This window comes from Pseudomonas sp. 22072 (assembly GCF_052046095.1).
Lineage (GTDB): Bacteria > Pseudomonadota > Gammaproteobacteria > Pseudomonadales > Pseudomonadaceae > Aquipseudomonas > Aquipseudomonas paracarnis.
On sequence record NZ_JBQEQE010000025.1, the window covers coordinates 16,684 to 39,295 of the forward strand.

General features: G+C 61.9%; 21 protein-coding genes. 14 read left to right on the forward strand and 7 right to left on the reverse strand.

Translation table 11 applies throughout. The annotated features are described in order from the left end of the window. Positions 1-62: 62 nt before the first annotated feature. The gene (locus ACTJLA_RS21735; protein ID WP_054918556.1) at positions 63-446 is read right to left on the reverse strand and encodes a DUF2946 domain-containing protein; all 384 of its coding nucleotides are present in this window, start codon (positions 444-446) and stop codon (positions 63-65) included. Between the two features lie 181 nt (positions 447-627). Between ACTJLA_RS21735 and ACTJLA_RS21740 the strand changes: the two genes are divergently transcribed. The 14 genes from ACTJLA_RS21740 (at position 628) to ACTJLA_RS21805 (ending at position 17,475) form a co-directional block, all read left to right on the forward strand. Next, a complete protein-coding gene (locus ACTJLA_RS21740) occupies positions 628-1,236 on the forward strand; it encodes an SCO family protein (protein ID WP_034125726.1) in 609 nt (202 codons plus the stop codon). Further along, positions 1,236-1,718 carry a copper chaperone PCu(A)C gene (locus ACTJLA_RS21745; protein WP_054896538.1) on the forward strand — a complete coding sequence of 161 codons (483 nt, stop codon included), beginning with the start codon at positions 1,236-1,238 and terminating at the stop codon, positions 1,716-1,718. Before ACTJLA_RS21740 ends, ACTJLA_RS21745 begins: the two co-directional genes overlap by 1 nt. A gap of 144 nt (positions 1,719-1,862) precedes the next feature. Further along, positions 1,863-2,357, forward strand: a complete 495-nt coding sequence (locus tag ACTJLA_RS21750) for a DUF1543 domain-containing protein (RefSeq protein ID WP_034125728.1) — start codon at positions 1,863-1,865, stop codon at positions 2,355-2,357. A gap of 107 nt (positions 2,358-2,464) precedes the next feature. Next, a complete protein-coding gene (locus ACTJLA_RS21755; protein ID WP_034125729.1) occupies positions 2,465-2,746 on the forward strand; it encodes a peptidylprolyl isomerase in 282 nt (93 codons plus the stop codon). Positions 2,747-2,875: 129 nt separating this feature from the next. After that, on the forward strand, positions 2,876-4,735 hold the full coding sequence (locus ACTJLA_RS21760; RefSeq protein ID WP_314544147.1) for an extracellular solute-binding protein: 1,860 nt from the start codon (positions 2,876-2,878) through the stop codon (positions 4,733-4,735). Further along, positions 4,735-5,793: a microcin C ABC transporter permease YejB gene (locus ACTJLA_RS21765; RefSeq protein ID WP_005788805.1), complete on the forward strand. Its 1,059-nt coding sequence runs from the start codon at positions 4,735-4,737 to the stop codon at positions 5,791-5,793. Before ACTJLA_RS21760 ends, ACTJLA_RS21765 begins: the two co-directional genes overlap by 1 nt. Continuing rightward, the gene (locus ACTJLA_RS21770) at positions 5,793-6,815 is read left to right on the forward strand and encodes an ABC transporter permease (protein WP_034125731.1); all 1,023 of its coding nucleotides are present in this window, start codon (positions 5,793-5,795) and stop codon (positions 6,813-6,815) included. The genes ACTJLA_RS21765 and ACTJLA_RS21770 overlap by 1 nt, the downstream gene beginning before the upstream one ends. 10 nt (positions 6,816-6,825) lie before the next feature. After that, positions 6,826-8,397: an ABC transporter ATP-binding protein gene (locus tag ACTJLA_RS21775; RefSeq protein ID WP_054896540.1), complete on the forward strand. Its 1,572-nt coding sequence runs from the start codon at positions 6,826-6,828 to the stop codon at positions 8,395-8,397. A 145-nt stretch (positions 8,398-8,542) separates the two neighbouring features. Further along, a complete protein-coding gene (locus tag ACTJLA_RS21780) occupies positions 8,543-9,943 on the forward strand; it encodes a sigma-54 interaction domain-containing protein (RefSeq protein ID WP_054896541.1) in 1,401 nt (466 codons plus the stop codon). A gap of 281 nt (positions 9,944-10,224) precedes the next feature. After that, the gene (locus ACTJLA_RS21785) at positions 10,225-11,616 is read left to right on the forward strand and encodes a GntP family permease (protein ID WP_054896542.1); all 1,392 of its coding nucleotides are present in this window, start codon (positions 10,225-10,227) and stop codon (positions 11,614-11,616) included. 7 nt (positions 11,617-11,623) lie between these two features. Then, entirely contained in the window at positions 11,624-12,397 is a 774-nt protein-coding gene (locus tag ACTJLA_RS21790; protein ID WP_054896543.1) for a 3-hydroxybutyrate dehydrogenase, read from the forward strand. A gap of 127 nt (positions 12,398-12,524) precedes the next feature. Next, positions 12,525-14,480 carry an acetoacetate--CoA ligase gene (locus ACTJLA_RS21795; RefSeq protein WP_440842102.1) on the forward strand — a complete coding sequence of 652 codons (1,956 nt, stop codon included), beginning with the start codon at positions 12,525-12,527 and terminating at the stop codon, positions 14,478-14,480. Between the two features lie 138 nt (positions 14,481-14,618). After that, positions 14,619-17,156, forward strand: coding sequence for a PAS domain-containing hybrid sensor histidine kinase/response regulator (locus ACTJLA_RS21800; protein WP_072447743.1), 2,538 nt, complete (start codon positions 14,619-14,621; stop codon positions 17,154-17,156). Between the two features lie 43 nt (positions 17,157-17,199). Beyond that, complete coding sequence (locus ACTJLA_RS21805; RefSeq protein ID WP_003174397.1) at positions 17,200-17,475, forward strand: peptidylprolyl isomerase; 276 nt, start codon at positions 17,200-17,202, stop codon at positions 17,473-17,475. Positions 17,476-17,600: 125 nt separating this feature from the next. On the opposite strand, the gene ACTJLA_RS21810 is transcribed toward ACTJLA_RS21805, so the two are convergent. From ACTJLA_RS21810 to ACTJLA_RS21835, 6 genes are all read right to left on the reverse strand, one after another. Beyond that, a complete protein-coding gene (locus ACTJLA_RS21810; RefSeq protein ID WP_440842105.1) occupies positions 17,601-18,506 on the reverse strand; it encodes a sugar kinase in 906 nt (301 codons plus the stop codon). Positions 18,507-18,649: 143 nt separating this feature from the next. Beyond that, positions 18,650-19,858, reverse strand: a complete 1,209-nt coding sequence (locus ACTJLA_RS21815) for an amino acid deaminase (protein WP_314544170.1) — start codon at positions 19,856-19,858, stop codon at positions 18,650-18,652. Between the two features lie 9 nt (positions 19,859-19,867). Continuing rightward, positions 19,868-20,632 (reverse strand): IclR family transcriptional regulator, encoded by a 765-nt coding sequence (locus ACTJLA_RS21820; RefSeq protein WP_003191821.1) that lies wholly within the window; start codon positions 20,630-20,632, stop codon positions 19,868-19,870. A 134-nt stretch (positions 20,633-20,766) separates the two neighbouring features. Next, the gene (locus tag ACTJLA_RS21825) at positions 20,767-21,156 is read right to left on the reverse strand and encodes a RidA family protein (RefSeq protein ID WP_057014351.1); all 390 of its coding nucleotides are present in this window, start codon (positions 21,154-21,156) and stop codon (positions 20,767-20,769) included. Positions 21,157-21,170: 14 nt separating this feature from the next. Further along, the gene (locus tag ACTJLA_RS21830) at positions 21,171-21,953 is read right to left on the reverse strand and encodes an amino acid ABC transporter ATP-binding protein (protein WP_020301585.1); all 783 of its coding nucleotides are present in this window, start codon (positions 21,951-21,953) and stop codon (positions 21,171-21,173) included. Next, complete coding sequence (locus tag ACTJLA_RS21835) at positions 21,950-22,612, reverse strand: amino acid ABC transporter permease (protein ID WP_314544182.1); 663 nt, start codon at positions 22,610-22,612, stop codon at positions 21,950-21,952. Before ACTJLA_RS21835 ends, ACTJLA_RS21830 begins: the two co-directional genes overlap by 4 nt.

Consider the following 22,612-nt stretch of genomic DNA (forward strand, 5'->3'; position numbering starts at 1 on the left):
AGAGTGTTCTCACAATCGTGACGAGAGAATGCCTCCTGGTTACAGGAAGCCCAAGGCACACGTCAGGATGCGGGAGAAGCGCGGGGGTTGGCCGAGGGCCAGGAATAGCGCGGCGGCGCCTTGTTGCGCCGCTCATGGGCGACACGCGGGGCTTGGGTGAGGCCGAGCAGCCAGGCTAGGCCGATCAGAAACACCAGGGCAACGGTAACCGCGTTGCACACCGGGCAGGCAAAGTAGTTCGAGATGTTGCTGGAGGACGGGTTCGCCAACCCTTTGTCGGAAATTGGCGACTGACCGCCGTCCACCGAACAGAACAGCCCGCCGATGCCGTTGAGCTGCTGCCCCATCATCTGGCCATGCCCCAAACCGCAGGCGAACAGGTTCATCAGCACGCAGAAGTACAGGGCCCAGGCGATCAGTGAGCGGTCAGAGTGGCGCAATTTCATGGCGGCGACTCTACCACCGAAGCCATAAAAGAAAGAAATGCGACGCGCCCCTGTGGCAGAACGTCGCAGATTACGCGCGCCGGCCAGGGTTGCTAGACTCTGCACCCTTCTCGTTACTCCTTTTCAAAGCCTGGCGGAGCAGCTCCACGGCCCTACAGGCGTTTCACAGGATGCACAGTTGATGAGTACGTTATTCACCCGCCGCAAAGTGCTGACCGGCATGGGCCTATTGGGTCTGGGCAGCCTGCTGGGCGGCTGTGACTACAGCCCCAAGCTGAACTTCAAGTACGGCAAGGACCTCAGTGACAAGATCATGGGCCGCACCTTCAAGCTCAAGAACACCGACGGCGAAACCGTCACCCTGAGCTCGTACCGCGGCCTGATGCCGGTGGTGTTCTTCGGCTTCACCCAGTGCCCGGCCGTCTGCCCGACAGCCCTGGCCCGCGCCGCCCAGGCCAAGAAGCTGATGGGCCGCGATGGCAAGATCATGCAGGTGGTGTTCATCACCCTGGACCCCGAGCGCGACACCCCCGAAATTCTCGACAACTACGTCAAGGCCTTCGACCCAAGCTTCGAAGCGCTCTACGGCACCCCGGAAGAAATCGCCGTGGCCGCCAAGGAGTTCGGGATCTTTTATGAAAAGATCCCCGCCGGCGACACCTATACCCTCTCCCACACCGCCACCAGTTTCGTGTTCGACACCCGTGGCAACCTGCGCCTTGGCTTGCAGGCATCCCTTACCGCTCAAGAGTGCGCAGAAGACCTGCTCACCGTCATGGAGGTCTGCTAATGACTGCCGTTCAACACCTCAAGCGTCTCACCCTCGGTCTAACCCTGCTGGGCCTCGCTGCCCACGCCAGTGCCCAGGTACAAGTCACTGACGCCTGGGTACGCGCCTCCGTAGTGGGCCAACCGTCCAGTGGCGCCTTCATGACCCTCACAGCCGACAGCGACAGCAAACTGTTGAGCGTGGCATCGCCAGTGGCCAAGGACGTGCAGATTCATGAGATGAGCATGAAGGACGACGTCATGCGCATGGGCCCGGTGGGCTCGGTGGCCCTGCCTGCCGGCAAAGCCGTCAAGCTCGACCCCAACGGCTACCACGTCATGTTGATGGGCCTGACCGGCCAGATCAAGGAAGGCGACCAGGTACCACTGACCCTTACGGTAGAAGATGCCAAGGGTGAAAAGCAGGCCGTCGAAGTGAAGGCAACGGCGCGTGGGCTGGATGGCATGGACCACAGCAAGATGGACCATAGCAAGATGCATTGATTGCGCAAACAAGCCTGCAGCTCTTGCTCTGCTCCCCGGTAACGTTGGTTGAGGGTTGCCCCTCATCCATAGAATCTCCCACAGTTTGATTGCCGGGAGTGATCAGATAGGCTGTCAGGCCGCCCTCCCCAGGAATCATCGGTAATGCTGTTTGTCGTCATGCTCGGGGGCAAGCACCCGCGGGCCAGGATCGAAGTACACGATGTGGTGTTCGCCGTGGCGGACACCCTGCAAGCCACCTACCCGCAATTACGCGACGCCTGGTTCGGCAGCCCCAAAGGCGTACACATCGATTCATGGATGGCCGTCGATGGCGTCGACGGCTGGAAGGTTGAACTGAGCCACCTGGCGCCCCACGGCGATGCACTCCGCCTGTACTTCATCAACCTGGGCGGTTACGAAGCCAATAGCTTTGGCGAGTCCCATCACTACCTGCTGGTGGTCGCCCGTAACAAAAAGGAGGCCATGGGCAAAGGCAAGCAGCAGATGCTCAGCCACTGGTCCCAGGCCCACACCGACGCGGTGCTGGATATCGACGACTGCCTGCCCATCGACCTGGTGGACGGCCGCTATATCCACCTGGTGCAAGCGGCGCACCGCCCGATCGTGCAGCGCAACGACTACCTTGTGCTGCCTTGAATCCTCACGGCGAAAACAGTGCCGGCTGAAACCCAGTGGAACTTTGCCGAGAAATAACCGCCTGAATCCGGTACGCTCACCGTTTTTTACTCTAGGAGTTACTCACCATGGCCAAAGCCACCGCCCGTCACATCCTCGTTGCCTCTGAAGACAAGTGCAACGAACTCAAGGCCCAAATCGAAGGCGGCGCTGATTTCGCAGAAATCGCTAAAGCCAACTCCAGCTGCCCATCCAGCCGCCAGGGCGGTGACCTCGGTTCGTTCGGCCCAGGCCAGATGGTCAAGGAATTCGACACCGTGGTCTTCAGTGCCCCGGTCAACACCGTGCAAGGCCCGGTGAAGACTCAGTTCGGCTACCACCTGCTGGAAGTCACCAGCCGCCAGGATTGATTCAATCCGCGCTGATGCTATAAACAACGGCCCGCCCTTTGGTGGGCCGTTGTGCATCTGATGACTGGCGATGCCCAGGCCGTTAGCGTACAAATCCTTACGACTCTTACCCGGCGCTCAAGGCTGATAATGCGATTGGCTTTTTCATCTCTGCTCTGTTCCACCCTGGCCTTGCTAATGGCCAGCACTGCGGTGATCGCAGCCCCGCAAACCTACCTGACGGTGTACGGCGAGCCCGCCAAATACGCCGAAGGTTTCAGCCATTTCGACTATGCCAACCCCAACGCTCCCAAGGGCGGCAGCCTGCGGCGTTCCGCGCTGGAGGTGGGGCGGTTTGACCATGTGCTGCCGTATATCGACAAAGGCATCGGCGTATCCCAGGTCGACGGCTGGGTGTATGCGCCCTTGGCGTTGCGCTCGCTGGATGAGCCTTACACCGTCTACGGCCTGGTGGCGCAAAAGATGGAGCGCGCCGACGATGGCCTGTCACTGCGCTTCTACCTGAACCCCAAGGCGCGCTTTGCCGATGGCAAGCCCATCACCGCGCAAGACGTGCGCTACAGCTTTGACGTGCTGATGACCCAAGGCAGCTTGCGCTTTCGCACGCTATTTGCCGACGTGAAGCACGTCGAGGTCGAAGGTGAGCGCCAGGTGCGCTTTGACTTTTCCAGCAACGAAAACCGTACCCTGCCCCTGGATATCGCCACCTTGCCGGTGTTCCCCGAGCACTGGTGGAAGACCCGCGACTTTGCCAACGGCGGCGGCTACGAAGCGCCACTGGGCAGCGGCCCCTACAAGGTCAGCAAGATCGACTCCGGCAGCACCATCACCTTCACCCGTGACCCCGACTGGTGGGGCAAGGACTTGCCGGCCAGCCGCGGCCTGTACAACTTCGATCACCTGAGCCTGGAGTACTTCGGCGACACCGAAGTAGCGCGACAAGTGCTACGCGGCGGCGCCTATGATTTCAACCGTGAATTCTCCGCCACCGGTTACTCCATCGGCTACAACGGCCCGGCCCTGGACGATGGCCGCCTGCAGCGCGCGCACCTGGCCAAGGAGATGCCGCAGCCGGCCCAGGGCTATGTGTTCAACGTGCAAAAACCGATATTCAAGGATCGCCGCGTGCGCCAGGCCCTGGCGATGCTGTGGGATTTTGAATGGGCCAACCGGCAGATGATGCGCAACTTGTACATCCGCCAGCAGAGCTATTTTTCCAATAGTCCGCTGGCCGCCAGCCAGTTGCCCACCCCGCAAGAACTGGCAATCCTCGAACCCCTGCGCGGGCAGATTCCCGACGAGGTGTTTACCCAGGTGTTCAAGGCCCCGGTCACCGATGGCACTGGCATGATCCGCGACAAACAGTTGCAAGCCTTGGCCCTGCTGGAAGACGCCGGCTGGAAACCTGTGGGCGACAAACTCGTCAATGCCCAGGGCGAGCCACTGGAATTCACCTTCCTCAACGTCCAGAACGGCCTCGAACGCCTGTTGCTGCCCTACAAACGCAACCTGGCGCAGATCGGCATCACCCTGAATATTCGCCGCATCGACTCCTCGCAGTACGTCAACCGACTGATGGCCCGCGACTACGACATGATCGTCACGGGTTTCCCGGTCACCACCTCGCCCGGCATGGAGCTGTACAACTATTTCGGCTCTGCCGCCGCGTTCGATTCGGGCGCCAATAACTACATCGTGCTCAAGGACCCGGCCGTCGATACCCTGATCCATGGCCTGGTCAAGGCTGACACCCAGGCCAAGATGCTCACCTATGCCCACGCCCTGGACCGCGTACTGCAATGGAATTACCTATGGATCCCCAACTATTACCCACCGGGCACCTCCGCCGCATGGTGGAACCGTTTCGGGCGCCCGGCCATCGAGGCGAAGAACGACGAAGCCCTGGAAACCTGGTGGGAAGTCAGCCCCACCCCGCTGACGAACGAACAAATGCAGGCTGAGTTGAAAAAACGCGGAGAGGCCCACTGATGTTTGCCTATATCGTACGGCGCCTGCTGCTGATCATCCCGACGCTGGTGATCATCCTGCTGGTGAACTTCGTGATCGTGCAGGCCGCGCCCGGCGGGCCGGTGGAGCAAGCCATCGCCCACTTGCAAGGCATTGGTGGCGGAGGTGTGGCGGGCGCATCCGGCGAAGGCATCAGCGGCTCGCGAGCCAGCCGCGGCCTGGACCCGAAGCTGATCAAGGACATCGAAAAACAATACGGCTTCGACAAATCCGCGCCGGAACGCCTGTGGTTGATGCTCAAGAACTATGCCCAATTGGACTTCGGCAACAGTTTCTTCAGAGGCGCAACGGTAACTGACCTGATCCTGGAAAAGATGCCCGTCACGATTTCCCTCGGCCTGTGGGCCACGCTGATCACCTACCTGGTGTCGATCCCGCTGGGCATACGCAAGGCCGTGCGCCATGGCAGCAGCTTTGATATGTGGAGCAGCACGGCCATCGTCATCGGTTACGCGATGCCGGCGTTCCTGTTTGCGATGTTCCTGATCGTGGTGTTCGCCGGCGGTACCTCGCTGAACTGGTTCCCGGTACGCGGGCTGGTCTCGGAAAACTTCGCCGAACTGAGCACCGTGGGCAAAATCGCCGACTATTTCTGGCACCTGGTACTGCCAGTAACGGCGCTGGTGATCGGCGGCTTTGCCACCTTGACCATCCTGACCAAGAACTCGTTCCTCAATGAAATTACCCGCCAATATGTGGTCACCGCCCGCGCCAAGGGTTTGAGCGAACGCCGGGTGCTGTACGGTCACGTGTTCCGCAATGCGATGTTGCTGGTGATCTCGGGGATTCCCCAGGCGTTTATCAGTGTGTTTTTTGCCGGCTCGCTGCTGATCGAGGTGATCTTCTCCCTCGATGGCCTGGGCCGCATGAGCTACGAGGCGGCCGTGTCCCGCGACTACCCGGTGGTGTTCGGCTCGCTGTTTATCTTCACCCTGTTCGGCCTTCTGATAAAACTCATCGGTGACCTGTGCTACACCCTGGTGGACCCGCGTATCGACTTCGCCGCGAGGAACGCCTGATGCTCAACCTGTCTCCCGTGGCTCGCCGGCGTTTCGAACGCTTCAAGAAAAACCGCCGTGGCTGGTGGTCGCTGTGGCTGTTTATCGGCCTGTTTATCCTGACCCTGGGCGGCGAGTTGATCGCCAATGACAAGCCGCTGGTGCTCAGTTTCAAGAACGAGCTGTATTTTCCGGTGTTCAAGCGCTACACCGAGCAGCAGTTCGGTGGGCAGTTGCCGTTCCAGGCGGACTACCGCAGTGACTACGTGCAAAAGCTGATCAAGCAGGATGGCGGCTGGATGCTGTTCCCGCCGATTCCGTTCAGCGATGACACGCCCAACTACGAACTCTCCCGCCCTGCCCCGAGCCCGCCGTCGGCGGTGAACTGGCTGGGCACCGATGACCAGTCCCGCGATGTGTTGGCCCGGGTGATCTTTGGTGCACGGGTGTCGATCCTGTTTGCCCTGGCCCTGACCGCCATCAGCGCCGTCATTGGCATTGCCGCCGGGGCGTTGCAGGGGTACTACGGTGGCTGGGTGGACTTGCTCGGCCAGCGCATCCTCGAGGTGTGGTCTGGCCTGCCGGTGCTGTATCTGCTGATTATCCTGTCGGGGTTTGTGGAGCCGAACTTCTGGTGGTTGCTGGGGATCATGGCGCTGTTTTCCTGGTTGGCCCTGGTGGACGTGGTGCGCGCCGAGTTCCTGCGTGGGCGCAACCTGGAGTACGTCAAGGCCGCACGCGCCCTGGGCCTGGGCGACGGCAAGATCATTCGCCGGCACATCCTGCCCAACGCCATGACCGCGACCCTCAGCTATTTGCCATTTATCTTGACCGGGGCGATATCCACCTTGAGCGCTCTGGATTTCCTTGGCTTCGGCATGCCCGCCGGCAGCGCCTCCCTGGGCGAGCTGATCGGCCAGGGCAAGCAGAACCTGCAAGCGCCGTGGCTGGGCTTGACGGCGTTTTTCACCCTGGCGCTGATTCTGTCGTTGCTGGTGTTTATCGGCGAGGCACTGCGTGATGCCTTCGACCCCCGCTCATGAGTGACTGCGTATGAACCTGATCGAAATCCGCGACCTGTGCGTCGCCTTCAACGGCCAGACCGTCGTGCGCAACCTGAGCCTGGACGTGCGCCCTGGCGAGTGCCTGGCGTTGGTGGGCGAGTCGGGCTCGGGCAAGTCGGTGACGGCCCATTCGATCCTGCAACTGCTGCCGCAAGCCGGCACCGAAACCCTGGGTTCCATCAAGTATCGCGGCCAGGAACTGATCGGCGCCTCACCGAGTACCTTGCAAAAATTGCGCGGCAACCGCATTGCCATGATCTTCCAGGAGCCGATGACCTCCCTCAACCCGCTGCACAGCATCGAAAAGCAGATCGGCGAAACCCTGCTGCTGCACAAGGGCCTGGGCGGCAAGGCGGCGCAGGCGCGCATCCTCGAACTGCTGGAACTGGTGGGCATCCAGAAACCCCAGGAACGGCTCAAGGCCTACCCCCATCAATTGTCCGGCGGCCAGCGCCAGCGGGTGATGATCGCCATGGCCCTGGCCTGCGAGCCCGAACTGCTGATTGCCGACGAGCCCACCACGGCGCTGGACGTGACGGTGCAGCGCAAGATCCTGCTGCTGCTCAAGTCCTTGCAACAACGCCTGGGCATGTCGCTGCTGCTGATCAGCCATGACCTCAACCTGGTGCGCAGTATCGCCCAGCGGGTCTGTGTGATGCGTGCCGGCGAAATCGTCGAGCAGGCTGACTGCCAGGCCTTGTTCACCGCACCGCAGCATCCCTACAGCCGCCTGCTGCTGGACGCCGAGCCCTCGGGCGATGTGCTGTGCAGCGAGCCCCGTGAGACGGTACTGGAAGTGGATGACCTGAGCGTGCAATTCCCCCTCGGTGGCGGGCTGTTCCGGGCCAAGACCTACCTGCGCGCGGTGGACGGCATCAGCCTCAGCGTGCAGCGCGGCAAAACCCTGGGGATTGTCGGCGAGTCCGGTTCCGGCAAGTCCACCCTGGGCCAGGCGATCCTGCGCTTGCTCGACTCCAGCGGCGGCATTCGCTTCCAGGGTGAGGCCCTGGACCCGCTCAACCATCAGCAGATGCGCCCATGGCGCAAGCAGATGCAGGTGGTGTTCCAGGACCCCTATGGCAGCCTCAGCCCGCGCATGTCGGTGCAGCAGATCATCAGCGAGGGCCTGGAAGTACACGCGCCGTGCAGCCTGGCCGAGCGTGACGCGCAAGTCATACAGGTGCTCAAGGACGTGGGCCTCGACCCTGCCAGCCGACATCGCTACCCCCATGAGTTTTCCGGTGGCCAGCGCCAACGCATCGCCATTGCCCGCGCCCTTGTACTCAAGCCAGCGCTGATGCTGCTCGACGAACCGACCTCGGCCCTCGACCGTACAGTGCAGAAACAAGTGGTGGCGCTGCTGCGCGAACTGCAGGACAAATACGGCCTGACCTACCTGTTTATCAGCCATGACCTGGCGGTGGTGCGGGCCATGGCCCATGACATGATCGTGGTCAAGGATGGCAAGGTGGTGGAGCGTGGCGCGAGCCATGATGTGTTCGAATCGCCCCAACACCCGTACACCAAAGAACTGCTGGCAGCAGCGCACATCCCTTTGTGAGGTGAGATTGTTCCCACGCTCTGCGTGGGAACACAACCCGAGACGCTCCGCGTCGTGTCTTGGCCCTACGCCGAGTGACGCAGAGCGTCACGGTAGACATTCCCACGCAGAGCGTGGGAACGATCATTAACAGGATTCTGTACCCATGAGTACCAGCCTCAAGGACTACCAACAGGTTCGCGGCCTGGCCATCCAGTCGCTGTTCGAGATCATCGAGCAGTCCAGCGAGGGCACAGTCATCGTCGACCGCGATGCGAACATCGTGTGGATGAACGAGCGTTACGCCAAGCGTTTTGGCCTCAAGAGCGCCGACCAAGCCATCGGCCAGCCTTGCGAGCAGGTGATTTCCAACAGCCTGCTGCGCCAGGTGGTGCGCAACGACCGGCCGATCCTGCTGGATATCCAGGACACTCCCAAAGGCCCGCTGGTGGTGATGCGCCTGCCGATCCACGACGAGGCCGGGGCGGTGATCGGCGCGATTGGGTTTGCGCTGTTCGATGAACTGCGCAACCTGTCGCCGCTGATCGAGCGCTACCTGAGCATGCAGCAGGAGCTGGCCTCCACGCGCTCGCTGCTGCGTTCGCGGCAAAGCAAATACAACTTCGCGCACTTTATCGGCACCAGCGCCGCCAGCCTTGAGGTCAAGCGCCGGGCGCGGCGCAGTGCGAGTGCCGATTCGCCGGTATTGCTACTCGGGGAGACCGGCACCGGCAAGGAGCTGCTGGCCCAGGCCATTCACGGCGCATCGCCACGGGCGCACAAAGCCTTTGTGAGCGTCAACAGCGCGGCGATCCCCCATGATCTGCTTGAAGCCGAATTCTTCGGCACCGCACCCGGCGCCTTTACCGGTGCCGACCGCAAGGGTCGCCCCGGCAAGTTCCAGATTGCCCAGGGCGGCACGTTGTTTCTCGATGAAATCGGCGACATGCCGCTGCCACTGCAAAGCAAATTGCTGCGGGTGTTGCAGGAAAAGGAATTCGAACCGGTGGGCTCCAACGAGATGCTGCACAGCGATGTGCGGGTGATTGCCGCGACGTCCATGGACTTGGAAGCGGCGATCAAGCGTGGCGAGTTTCGCGCCGATCTGTATTACCGCCTCAACGTGCTGCCGATCCAGGTGCCGCCGCTGCGTGAACGGCTGGAGGATATTCCGGCGCTGAGCGAGGCGATCCTTGAGGAGTTGCGCAGCCAGCACGAACTGGACCGCGATGCCCTGGCGCTGTTGGCCCAACATGCCTGGCCGGGCAATATCCGCGAGCTGCGCAATGTGCTGGAGCGGGCGGCGTTGCTGAGTGATGACTTGGTGTTGAATGCCGAGGAGATACGCACAGCGATTGGCACTTTTACGCCGGTTGAACGCCGTGCGCTGGTGTCGATGGAAGAAGAGACATTCAGTGCGGCACGGGAACGGTTAGATCGGCAGGTGATCGCAGCCGCGCTCACGGCGTGTGAAGGGAATGTGGTAGAGGCAGCCAAGCGGTTGGGGCTTGGGCGGTCAACGTTGTATAAAAAAATGCTGGCTCTTGGAATAACCCAGTCTCATTAAAGAGACTAGATTCCCACTATGGAGACAATCCTGTGTGGGAGCTGGCTTGCCTGCGATAGCGTTGGNTAGGGAATATGGCACTGTTACACCGCTATCGCAGGCAAGCCAGCTCCCACAAGGGATCTCCACTCGTCTCTCGATTGAGACTGCCTTCTGGAAAACCGTCGTTAAAAAGTAAATAAATCTATATATATCAACAAGTTATAAATCTGGCACACATCTCGCTATAGCTTCCTCCCACAGCCTCACCCACAACAATAACAATCCGATGGAGACACACCATGAGTGTGATCATTGCCCTGGCCGCGCTCGCGCTGCTGATGCTGGCCGCCTACCGTGGCTATAGCGTTATCCTGTTCGCCCCCATCGCCGCCCTTGGCGCGGTGCTGCTCACTGACCCGTCCGCCGTCGCACCTGCCTTTACCGGGGTGTTCATGGAAAAGATGGTCGGTTTTATCAAGCTGTATTTCCCGGTATTCCTGCTCGGTGCGGTGTTCGGCAAGCTCATTGAGCTGTCGGGGTTTTCGCGCTCGATCGTGGCCGCTGCGATCCGCTTGCTCGGCACGCGCCAGGCGATGCTGGTGATTGTGCTGGTCTGCGCCCTGCTCACCTACGGTGGCGTGTCGCTGTTCGTGGTGGTGTTTGCGGTGTACCCGTTTGCCGCCGAGATGTTCCGCCAGAGCAATATCCCCAAGCGCCTGATCCCGGCGACCATCGCCCTCGGTGCGTTCTCGTTCACCATGGACGCCCTGCCCGGCACTCCGCAGATCCAGAACATCATCCCCAGCACCTTCTTCAACACCACCGCCTGGGCGGCGCCGTGGCTGGGGCTGATCGGCACGATCTTCGTGTTTTGCGCCGGCATGCTCTACCTCGCACGCCAGCGCAACAAGGCCCAGCGTGCCGGTGAAGGCTATGGCACCGAGTTGCGCAATGAGCCGGAAACCGCCGACAACCTTGCCTTGCCCAACCCATGGGTCGCGCTGTCGCCGCTGATCCTGGTGGGGGTGATGAACCTGTTGTTCACCCACTGGATCCCGCAGTGGTACGGCAAGACCCACAGCCTCAGCCTGCCGGGCATGAGCGCGCCGGTGACCACCGAAATCGCCAAGCTCACCGCGATCTGGGCGGTGCAGGCGGCATTGCTGGTGGGAATTATCGTGGTGCTGGTGTTCGGCTTCTCGGCGATCAAGAGCAAGCTGGCCGAAGGCAGTAAAAGCGCGGTAAGCGGTGCATTGCTTGCGGCGATGAACACCGCCTCGGAATACGGCTTTGGCGCAGTAATCGCCTCGCTGCCAGGCTTTCTGGTACTGGCGGACTGGCTCAAGGGCATCCCCAACCCGCTGGTCAACGAAGCGATCACCGTGACCTTGCTGGCCGGTATCACCGGCTCCGCTTCCGGCGGCATGAGCATCGCCCTCGCCGCGATGTCCGAGAGCTTCATTGCAGCCGCCCACGCGGCCAATATCCCCCTTGAGGTGCTGCACCGGGTCGCGGCCATGGCCAGCGGCGGCATGGACACCCTGCCCCACAACGGCGCAGTGATCACCCTGCTGGCGGTCACCGGGTTGACCCACCGCGAAGCCTACAAGGACATTTTTGGCATTACGATCATCAAGACCCTTGCGGTGTTCGTGGTGATCGGTACTTTCTACGCCACCGGCATTGTGTGAGGTTTTCATGACAACTTTGAATGGCAAGACCGCCCTGGTCACCGGCTCCACCAGCGGCATCGGCTTGGGGATTGCCCTGAGCCTGGCCAAGGCCGGCGCCAACCTGATTCTCAACGGCTTTGGCGACGCCAGCGCGGTGATCGCCCAGGTGCAGGCGTTTGGCGGCAAGGTCGGGCATCACCCGGCAGACGTCAGCGACCCCACGCAGATCGCCGACATGCTCGCCTACGCCGAGCGCGAGTTCGGTGGCGTGGACATCCTGGTCAACAATGCCGGTATCCAGCATGTGGCAGCGGTAGAAGACTTCCCTGTGGAGCGCTGGGATTCGATCATCGCCATCAACCTGTCCTCGGTGTTCCACAGCACACGCCTGAGCTTGCCGGGCATGAAGGCCAAGGGCTGGGGGCGCATCGTCAATATCGCCTCGGTGCATGGGCAAGTCGGCTCAGTGGGCAAGGCGGCGTATGTGGCGGCCAAACATGGGGTAATCGGCCTCACCAAGGTGGTGGGCCTGGAAACCGCCACCAGCAATGTCACCTGCAACGCCATCTGCCCGGGCTGGGTGCTGACGCCGCTGGTGCAGAAGCAGATTGATGATCGCGTGGCCACTGGGGTCGACCCACAGCAAGCGCAGCAGGATCTGTTGGCAGAGAAACAGCCGTCGCTGGAGTTTGTGACGCCGTCGCAACTGGGGGAACTGGTGTTGTTCTTGTGCAGTGAAGCCGGCGCCCAGGTGCGCGGCGCGGCCTGGAACATCGACGGTGGCTGGCTGGCCCAGTAAACCCGTGATGACCGTTCCCACGCTCTGCGTGGGCACGCAGACCGGGGCGCTCCGCGCCCCAAAAGCGGACGCAGAGCGTCCAGTCAGGCATTCCCACGCGAAGCGTGGGAACGAGAAGAGGCAGCTTATGTCCGAGATCCTCTGGCAACCCTCCCCGGAACGCATCGCCACCACGCGCATGGATCAGTTCCGCCGCTTCATCAACCAACGGCACGGCGTGCAGCTCGACGACTACCCCGCCCTGCACCAATGGAGCATCGACCAGCGCCCGGATTTCTGGCAGGCGATTGTCGCGTTCTTCGACGTGCAGTTTCGCAGCCCATCCAGCGTCACGCTGATCGAAGACATCGAGATGCCCAGCGCCCAATGGTTTCCCGGCGCCACCCTGAACTTCGCCGAACACCTGTTGCGCCGGCGCGACGATCATCCTGCGGTGGTGGCTGTCAGCGAAGACGGCCAACGTGAACAATTGAGCTATGCGCAACTGGCGGAACAGGTTGCCGGCCTGCAAAAAAGCCTGCGGGCGGCCGGGGTCGGCATAGGTGACCGGGTGGCCGCGTGTATGCCCAATACCTGGCAAACCCTGGTTGGCATGCTCGCCACCACCAGCCTCGGTGCGATCTGGTCGTGCTCCTCGCCAGACTTCGGCACCCAAGGCGTCATCGACCGCTTCGGCCAGATCGAGCCCAAGGTGCTGATCACCTGCGCAGGCTACCGCTATGCCGGCAAGCGCATCGACCAGAGCGCCAAGCTCAATGAGATCCTTGAACGCCTGCCCTCCCTGCAACAGCTGATCATCGTGCCTTACGCCAAGCCCGAAGCGCAGGCTGGGGACTACACCACCCACGCCCACGTCGCGCTGTGGGACGACTTCTATCAAGCCGGCGGAGAACCGGAATTTGTCGCGGTGCCGTTCGATCACCCGCTGTATATCCTTTATTCCAGCGGCACCACCGGCATCCCCAAGTGCATCATCCACGGCACTGGCGGCGTATTGCTGACTCACCTCAAGGAACACGGCCTGCATGCCGACCTGAACCGCGAGGACTGCCTGTTCTATTACACCACCTGCGGCTGGATGATGTGGAACTGGCTGGTGTCGGTGCTGGCGATCGGCGCCACCGCGGTGCTGTACGACGGCTCGCCGTTCCACCCCGGCCCCGAACGTTTGATCGACCTGATCGATGCGGAAAAAATCAGCGTGTTCGGCACCAGCCCCAAATTCCTCGCCACCCTGGAAAAGTCCGGGTTGCAGCCGCGCCTGAGCCACGATCTGGGCAGCCTCAAGGGCTTGATTTCGACCGGCTCGCCGCTGTCGCCCCAGAGTTACGACTACGTGTACCGCGAGATCAAAGCCGAGCTGTGCCTGTCCTCGATGTCCGGTGGCACCGACATTGTCTCCTGCTTTGTGATCGGCAACCCGGTGCTGCCGGTGCGGCGTGGTGAGATGCAATGCAAGAGCCTGGCCATGGCCATCGAAGTGTGGGACGACCAGGGCCGGCCCCTGATCGGAGAGAAAGGCGAACTGGTGTGCACTCGGCATTTCCCTGCCATGCCCATCGGGCTGTGGAACGACCCGCAGCAGCAGAAACTGCGCGCTTCGTATTTCAGTCAGTTCCCCGGTGTATGGGCCCAGGGTGACTATGCCGAGCAACGCGCCAACGGCAGCCTGTTGATCCACGGGCGTTCCGATGCGGTGCTCAACCCCGGCGGCGTGCGCATTGGCACCGCCGAGATTTATCGCCAGGTGGAAAAGGTCCCGCAGGTGCTGGAAAGCCTCGCCATCGGCCAGCATTGGCAGGACGACGTGCGCGTGGTGCTGTTTGTGCGCCTGGATGATGGAATTGAACTGGACGAGGCGCTGCAACAGCAGATCCGCCAGGTGATTCGTGCCAACACCACACCGCGCCATGTACCGGCCAAGATCCTCGCTGTCACGGATATCCCCCGCACCATCAGTGGCAAAATCGTCGAATTGGCGGTGCGCAACGTGGTGCATGGAGAGCCGGTGAAAAACACCGATGCCCTGGCCAACCCCCAGGCACTGGAGCAATTTCGCGACAGAGCTGAGCTGGCTTATTAGATGAAAGGTTTCAGCGCTGACGCAGCGTTTTGAAGAAAAACCCTCAAGGCATGCTATTTTTCCGGGGTAGCCACCCGTTGCCGCTCCTTGGGATAATGGGTGTTGTCATTTTTCAAAGCGTCATGCTCAGGGCTTTTTATGAATGGAACATCCACCGGTAGCGAAGCCGCTGCGTTGATCAAGCGGCTGGACTGGGCGCAAAGCCCACTCGGTGAGGCCAGTGAGTGGCCGCAAAGCCTGCGCACTGCCGTTGATATCGTCGTGCATTCGCCCATGCCGATGGTACTGCTGTGGGGCCCGCACCTCACGCAACTCTATAACGATGGCTTTGCACACCTGATTGGCAGCAAGCACCCCGGCGCCTTGGGCCAGCCGGCGCACCACACTTGGCCTGAGCTTGAAAGCTTCGCCGCGCCGGTGTACGACGCCGTGCTCGGCGGCCAGGTACGCACCTTCAGCGAGCAACGCTTTGTGCTGCACCGCCAGGGCTGCGATACCGAAATCTGGCTGGATCTGACCTACAGCCCGGTGCGCGATGAAAGCTGCCGGGTAGCCGGCATTCTGGTCACGGCCATTGAAACCAATGAGCGACGCAGCAAAACCCTCGAACTGCAACAGCGCTCCGAAGCAAGCCTCAAGGCCCAGCACAACACCGAGCAACGCCTGCAACTCGCGTTGGCGGCCACCGACGCGGTGGGTACCTGGGACTGGGATATCGGTGAAGACCGCTTCATCGCCGACGCCCATTTCGCCTACCTGCATGGCGTCGACCCCAACGATTCAAGCCTGCTGCCCATCAGCGCCTACCTGCACGGCGTGCATCCCGAAGACCGGGGCACGGTGACGCGCAGCATCAAGCATTGCATCACCCATGGCACCGAGTACGCCGAGGAATACCGCCTGCAACAGGCCGATGGCCAGGTGCGCTGGGTGTTCGCCCGTGGCCGCTGCTACAAGGATCAACAGGGCCGGCCGGCGCGGTTCCTCGGCGCCGCGCTGGACCTCACCGAGCGCAAAAACACCGAGCAGGCCTTGCGCCAGAGCCAGACCGAGCTGCAACTGATCATCAACGCCATGCCGGTGTTGATCGGCTACGTTGACCACGAACAGCGCTTTCGCCTCAACAACAGCGCTTACCTCGAGTGGTATGGCAAGACGCCCCAGGAGCTGTACGGCAAGACCATCCGCGAAGTGCTCGGCGACGAGGTGTATGCCGGGCGCGCAGACAAGATCGCCGCCGCGCTCAAGGGCAAGGCGTGCAGCTTCATGACGGTGACGCCTCATCGCGATGGCCGCCCCCGCCATGCGCTGATGAAGTACCTGCCGCGGTTTAGCAGTGACGGCTCGGTGAATGGTTTCTACATCTTTGTGATCGACGAGACCGAACGCAAGCTCACCGAAGAGGCCCTGCGCCACCTCAACGAGAACCTTGAAGAACGCGTGGCCCAGCGCACCCAGGCGCTGGCCGAGGCCAACCAGCGCCTGCAGAACGAGATGTTCGAGCGCGAACGTGCAGAAGATGCCCTGCGCCATGCGCAGAAGATGGAAGCGGTCGGTCAGCTCACCGGCGGTATCGCCCATGACTTCAACAATATGCTCACCGGCATCATCGGCAGCCTGGACCTGATGCAGCGCTATATCGCCGCCGGGCGCAGCGACGATATCGGCCGTTTTGCCGATGCTGCCGTGTCCTCCGCGCACCGTGCCGCCGCCCTTACCCACCGGCTGCTGGCGTTCTCGCGGCGCCAGTCACTGGACCGTCGCCCCACCGACCCCAACCAACTGGTGGCGTCCCTGGAAGACCTGTTCCGGCGCACCAAGGGCGCGCATATCACGCTCAAGGTGCAACTGGGCAAGGACATCTGGCCGGTCAACACCGACGCCAGCCAACTGGAAAATGCCCTGCTCAATCTGGTGATCAACGCCCGCGACGCCATGCCCGACGGCGGTGAGCTGCTGATCGAAACCGCCAACAGTTATCTGGACGGCACCGACATCACCACCCTGGAACCGGTCAAGGCCGGCGACTATGTGATGCTTGGTGTGAGCGACAACGGCAGCGGCATGGCGCCGAAAATCCTCGCCAAGGCGTTCGACCCGTTCTTTACCACCAAGCCCATCGGCCAAGGCACTGGCCTTGGGTTGTCGATGATCTACGGCTTTGCCCAGCAATCCGGCGGCCACGTGACCATCCAGAGCGAACCGGGCCAGGGCACCTGCGTGCGCCTGTACCTGCCGCGTTTGTATGGCACGGCGCTGGAAAGCAGCCTGCCCGCCAGCCTGACCGAAGCGCCCGTGGCCCTGGCCGGTGAAGCGGTGGTGGTGGTCGAGGACGACCCGGCGGTGCGCATGCTGGTGGTCAATGTGCTCGACGAACTGGGCTACACCGCGCACCAGGCGGCGGATGCCCGTGCGGCGCTGCCGTTGCTGGAGTCGGATTTGCGTGTGGACTTGCTGGTGACCGACGTTGGCTTGCCCGGCATGAACGGCCGACAACTGGCGGAAATCGCCCGTCAGCATCGTCCCGGCCTGCGCGTGCTGTTCATGACCGGTTATGCCGAGAAAGCCGCCGAGCGCCAGGGGTTCCTGGAGGACGGCATGGACATGGTCGCCAAGCCTTTTTCCATTGACCTGTTGGCCAACAAAATCCGTAGCATGATCGGCGTCGAGGCCTGAGTTCAGGCATAATCGCGCGCCGTCGCACAGCTGGTAGAGCCCCATGAAAGCCCAAGCCCGTCATATCCTGGTGAAAACCAGCGAAGAAGCCGAACAACTCAAGCAGCGCATTGCCAAGGGCGAAGCCTTTGATGTGCTGGCCAAGAAGTACTCCACCTGCCCGTCGGGCAAACGCGGTGGTGACCTGGGCGAAGTGCGGCCCGGGCAGATGGTGGGGGCGATTGATGCGGTGATCTTCAAGAAACCGGTGAAGGTGGTGCATGGGCCGATCAAGAGCAAGTTTGGGTATCACCTGGTGCAGGTGTTTTACCGGGATTGATACGGCTACCTCCGATCGTTCCCACGCTCTGCGTGGGAATGCCTCACTGGACGCTCTGCGTCCGCTTCTGGGACGCAGAACGTCCCGGGCTGCGCTCCCACGCAGAGCGTGGGAACGATCAGTGATCATCTCGGTATCAGCGCCCCGGGCACCTGAATCACCCGGCTTGCCAACCGATGCCCCGCCAGTGCGGCGTCTTGGGGCGAGCCACCCTTGAGCCGAGAGGCCAAATACGCCGCACTGAACGAATCCCCCGCCGCCGTGGTGTCCACCACCTTCTCCACTTTCAACGACGGCACCGCAAAGCGCTCGCCCGCGCAACGAATCAGGCACGCATCCGCTCCCCGCTTGAGCACCACTTCTGCAATCGAGGGATACGCCGCAAACACCTGCTCGCTATCCTCATAGCCAAACAACGCGCGCTCGTCATCCTCGGTGAGCAAGGCAATGTCCACTGCGGCCAACACCCTGCGATACGCCTCACGGGCCGTTTGCACATCGGCCCACAGCCGGGGCCGGTAGTTGTTATCGAACACCACCTTGGCGCCACGCTGGCGGGCTTCGATCAGCGCCTGCAGTAAGCGCTCACGCCCGATGTCTCCCAGCACCGCCAGGGTAATGCCACTGAAATACACCACGTCATAGCCCGGCAATGCCGCCAGGACCGGCTCGGCGGCAGGCGTGGTGAAGCAGTCGCGCACGGCCGCCTCGTTGCGCCAGTAGAGGAATTTACGTTCGCCCTGGGCGTCGGTCTGGATGCAATACAAGCCCGGCAGGCGCCCAGGCAGACGCTGGACCCTGTCCAGGCCAAGGCCTTCGGCGTGCCAATGATCACACATGGCATCGCTGAAGCTGTCATCGCCCAGGGCGGTGACGTAGTCAACGCTGCCGGCATCGCCCAGCTCGCGACGCAGGTACACCGCAGTGTTCAGGGTGTCGCCGCCGAAGCTCTGGTGCAGGCTGCCGTCGGCGCGGTGTTGCAGTTCGATCATGCATTCGCCGATGAGGGCGATGCGGGGGTGGGTGTTCATGGCAAAGTTCTCAGGTGTGCTGGAGGGCCCCATCGCGGGCAAGCCCGACTCCCACATTCGACTGCATTCCTTCAGTTAAAACGCGGTCACTGTGGGAGCTGGCTTGTCGGGTCGCCGCATCGCTGCGATAGCCGCGACTCGGTCTAGAAGCTGGTACGCAGAGACTCAACCACCTGCAACTGCTCATCCACCAGGCACCCCACCTGCCATTTATCAAAGGTCAGGCAAGGGTGGGACGTACCAAAGGAAATGATGTCGCCAATACGCAATTCAACCTCCGGCGCCACGGTCATGAACGCATGCTGGTCCATTACCGCCGTGACCTTGCACCCGCTCACATCATCACCTTGCGCCGGCACGATCCCGGCCCTGTAGCGCTTGAGCGGCACTGGCAAACCGGCGTCGTAGGCCACGTCGCGCTTGCCCAGGGCAACCACCGCAAAACCAGGCTCCGGCAGCGACTGCACATGCGCCCAGACTTCCATTGCCGGGCGCAGGCCCTCGTTGAGGTCGCTGCGGCGTTCGAGTACGCAGCACTGCGCCTCTTTATAGATGCCATGGTCGTGGGCCACGTAACTGCCAGGGCGCAACACGCTGAGGAAACGGCCGGCGGCGTTTTGCGTTTCGAACGACTCGGCGATCAGGTCGTACCAGGCCGAGCCCGATGCGGTGATGATCGGCTTGGGCAGGTCGAACAGGCCGCTGTCTTGCAGTTCCACCGCCAGGCTCACCAGGCTGGCGGCGAAGGCGCGGATACCGCTGATGGCGTGCTCGCCGTGGATCACGCCTTCGTAACCCTCGATACCGGTGAGGGCCAATGCCGGCTGGGCCTGGATCGCCTTGGCCAGGTCGCGCACTTGCTGCTCGCTGCGGCAGCCGCACCGGCCACCGACCACGCCGTACTCGATCATCACGTTGAGGCGCTGGCCACGGGCGGCGAAGAACAGGCCCAGGTCGGCGACGTTGTCCGGGTGATCGACCATACAATGGAAGTCAAAATCCTTGTCGGCCAGCAGGTCTGCGATCAAGGCCATGTTCGCCGCGCCCACCAGTTGGTTGGCCATCAGCACGCGACGCACGCCGCTGGCGTAGGCGGCGCGGGTCTGCACGGCGGTAGCCAGGGTGATGCCCCAGGCACCGGCGGCGATCTGGCGCTGGAACAGCGCGGGCATCATGCTGGTCTTGCCGTGGGGCGCCAGCTCGGCGCCGCTGCTGCGGACAAAGTCCTGCATCCAGCGGATGTTATGTTCCAGGGCGTCACGGTGCAGCACCAGGGCCGGCAGGCTGACATCGCGAACCAAATGGGCACCGACGGCGGCGGCACCTTTTTCAACGGCATTGAGGGCAGACATGGAAAACTCCTATTCGTTGATGCGCCGGGCCAGGCTGTTGGCACTGTCGATCAGTACCCGGCGATAGTCGTGGTAGTTTTTGCTCGCATCAGCCCGGGGGGCGACGATGCACAGGGTCGCGATGCTGATGCCCTGGGCATCGCGCACCGGGGCGGCAAAGCAGTGGGTGAAGGTGTCGGCCACACTGTCGAAGGAGAAGAACCCATCCAGGCTGGCCTGGCGAATCTGCGCCAGAAAGGTGTCCAGCGGCAGGCGCAGGCCATCCGGCAGGATGAAATCGTCGGGATCGATCAGGTCGACGATCTGCTGATCGCTCAAATGCCCCAGCAACAAGCGTCCCGAGGCAGTCCACGGAATGGGCGCGTTTTCACCTATGTCCGAAGAAATACGGAAATGCCGCTGGCCCTCGCGCATCAGCGCCACCGTGTATTTGCGGCCGTTGAGCAGGCACATCTGCGCGGTTTCGTGGGTCTGGCTGACGATCTCCTGCAAGGCGTGGTCGGCCTCGCGGGTCAGGTCGAAGTGACGCAAGTGTGCCTGGCCGAGGAAATACAGCTGGCGCCCCAGATACACGTGGCCGTCCTTGCCCACGGTCTCCAGGATGCGCCGCTCCAGCAACGACGCCACCAGTTCGTAGACCGTGGATTTGGGGCTGCCAATGCCGCTGGCAATATCATTCGGGCGCAGGGGTTGGCCGATTTCCTTGAGAAAATCGAGGATATCGAACGCACGGTCCAGGCCTTTGGCGCGGCGTTTGATGGTGTCTTCGGTCATGGCAGTACTCGGTCCCGTTCCAGATGATCGTTCCCACGCTCTGCGTGGGAATGCATGCGGTGACGCTTTGCGTCACATGCGCGGACGCAGTGCGTCCAAGGCGGTATTCCCACGCAGAGCGTGGGAATGATCAGTTAGGCCTTTTTCTTGTAGGCCACGCAATCGATCTCGACCTTGCAATCGACCATCATATTGGCCTGCACGCAGGCGCGCGCCGGGGCGTGTTCCGGGGTGAAGTATTCGCCGAATACCTTGTTGAAACTCCAGAAGTCCCGTGGGTCTTCCAACCATACGCCCACCCGCACCACATCCTTGAGTTCGTAGCCGGCTTCTTCGAGGATCGCCACCACGTTGCGCATCGTCTGGCGGGTTTGCTCGATGATGCCGCCACTGATGATTTCACCGTCCACCGCAGGCACCTGGCCCGACACGTACAGCCAGCCATCGGCTTCCACCGCGCGGGCGAACGGACGTGGCTGGCCGCCACCTGCGGTGCTGCCGGTGCCGTAACGAGTAATGCTCATAAAGTTGCTCCTTGTTAAAAACGAATGTTCTTGAGAAATTCTGCCAGTCGCGGCGACTGCGGCCGCTCGAAGATGTCCTTCGCACTGCCCTGCTCTTCAATGCGGCCCTGGTTCATGAAGACGATCTGGTCCGAGACCTCATAGGCAAAGCGCATCTCGTGGGTGACCAACAACATGGTCATGCCCTCCTCCGCCAACCCCTTGATCACGCTGAGCACTTCGCCCACCAACTCCGGGTCGAGGGCCGAGGTGACTTCGTCGAACAGCATCAGGCTGGGGTTCATGGCAATGGCCCGGGCAATGGCCACGCGCTGTTGCTGGCCGCCGGACAATTGGCCAGGAAAGTGGTTGCGGCGCTCCAGCAGGCCGACGCGGTCCAGCCATTTTTCGGCCAGCGCCACCGCTTCATCCTTGCCCATTTTCTTGACCTTGAGCAAGCCGAGGGTGACGTTCTGCAGCGCGGTCAGGTGCGGGAACAGGTTGAATTGCTGGAACGCCATGCCGGTCATTGCGCGGTGCTGGGCGATCACTCGCTCCGGGTGGCGTACACGCTTGCCGCCGACATCGCTGTAGCCGATGGACTCGCCATCCAGGGTGATCTGCCCGCCCTGGAACTCTTCCAGCAGGTTCACGCAGCGCAGCAAGGTGGTCTTGCCCGAGCCGCTGGAGCCGATCAACGTCACCACATTGCCGCGCTGCATGGACAGGTCGACGCCCTTGAGCACTTCCACCTGGCCGTATTGTTTACGCAGGCCACGAATGTCCAGCAGCGCTGGGTTGGTTTGAGCTTGGTTCATGGCAAGGCCACCCGTTTTTCAATGTAGCGCCCGAATAATTCGATGGCGTAGTTGATGACAAAGAACAGAAAACCGGCGAACAGGTAGAACTCCAGGGTCATGAAGGTGCGCGCGATCACCTGCTGAGTACTGAGCAGCAATTCGGCCACGCCGATCACCGACAGCAAGGTGGAAGCCTTGACAATTTCCGTGGAGGAATTGACCCAAGTCGGCAAAATCTGCCGCAGCGCCTGGGGCAACAACACGTAGCCCAGGGACTGATAAAACGTCAGGCCAATCGCCTTGCCCGCTTCCATTTGCCCACGGGGAATGGCTTGCAGCGCGCCGCGCACGATTTCCGATACATGGGAGCCACAGAACAAGGTGAGCCCGACCGCACCGGCCTGGAACGCACTGATTTGCCAGCCAAGGGCCGGCAGCATGTAGAAACATGCCAATACCAGCACAAACACCGGCGTGCCACGGATCAAATCGACATACAGGCGGAACGGCGCACGCATCCAGAACTTGCCATAGGTCAGGATCAACCCGGCGACGATGCCGATCAGGGTGCCAAAGACAATCGCCAGCGCCGAGACCGCCACGCTGGCCTGGAAGCCAGCCCAAAGAGTCTCGCGGGCGATCCACAATTCATGCAGCCAATTGGGGGATTCGTACAT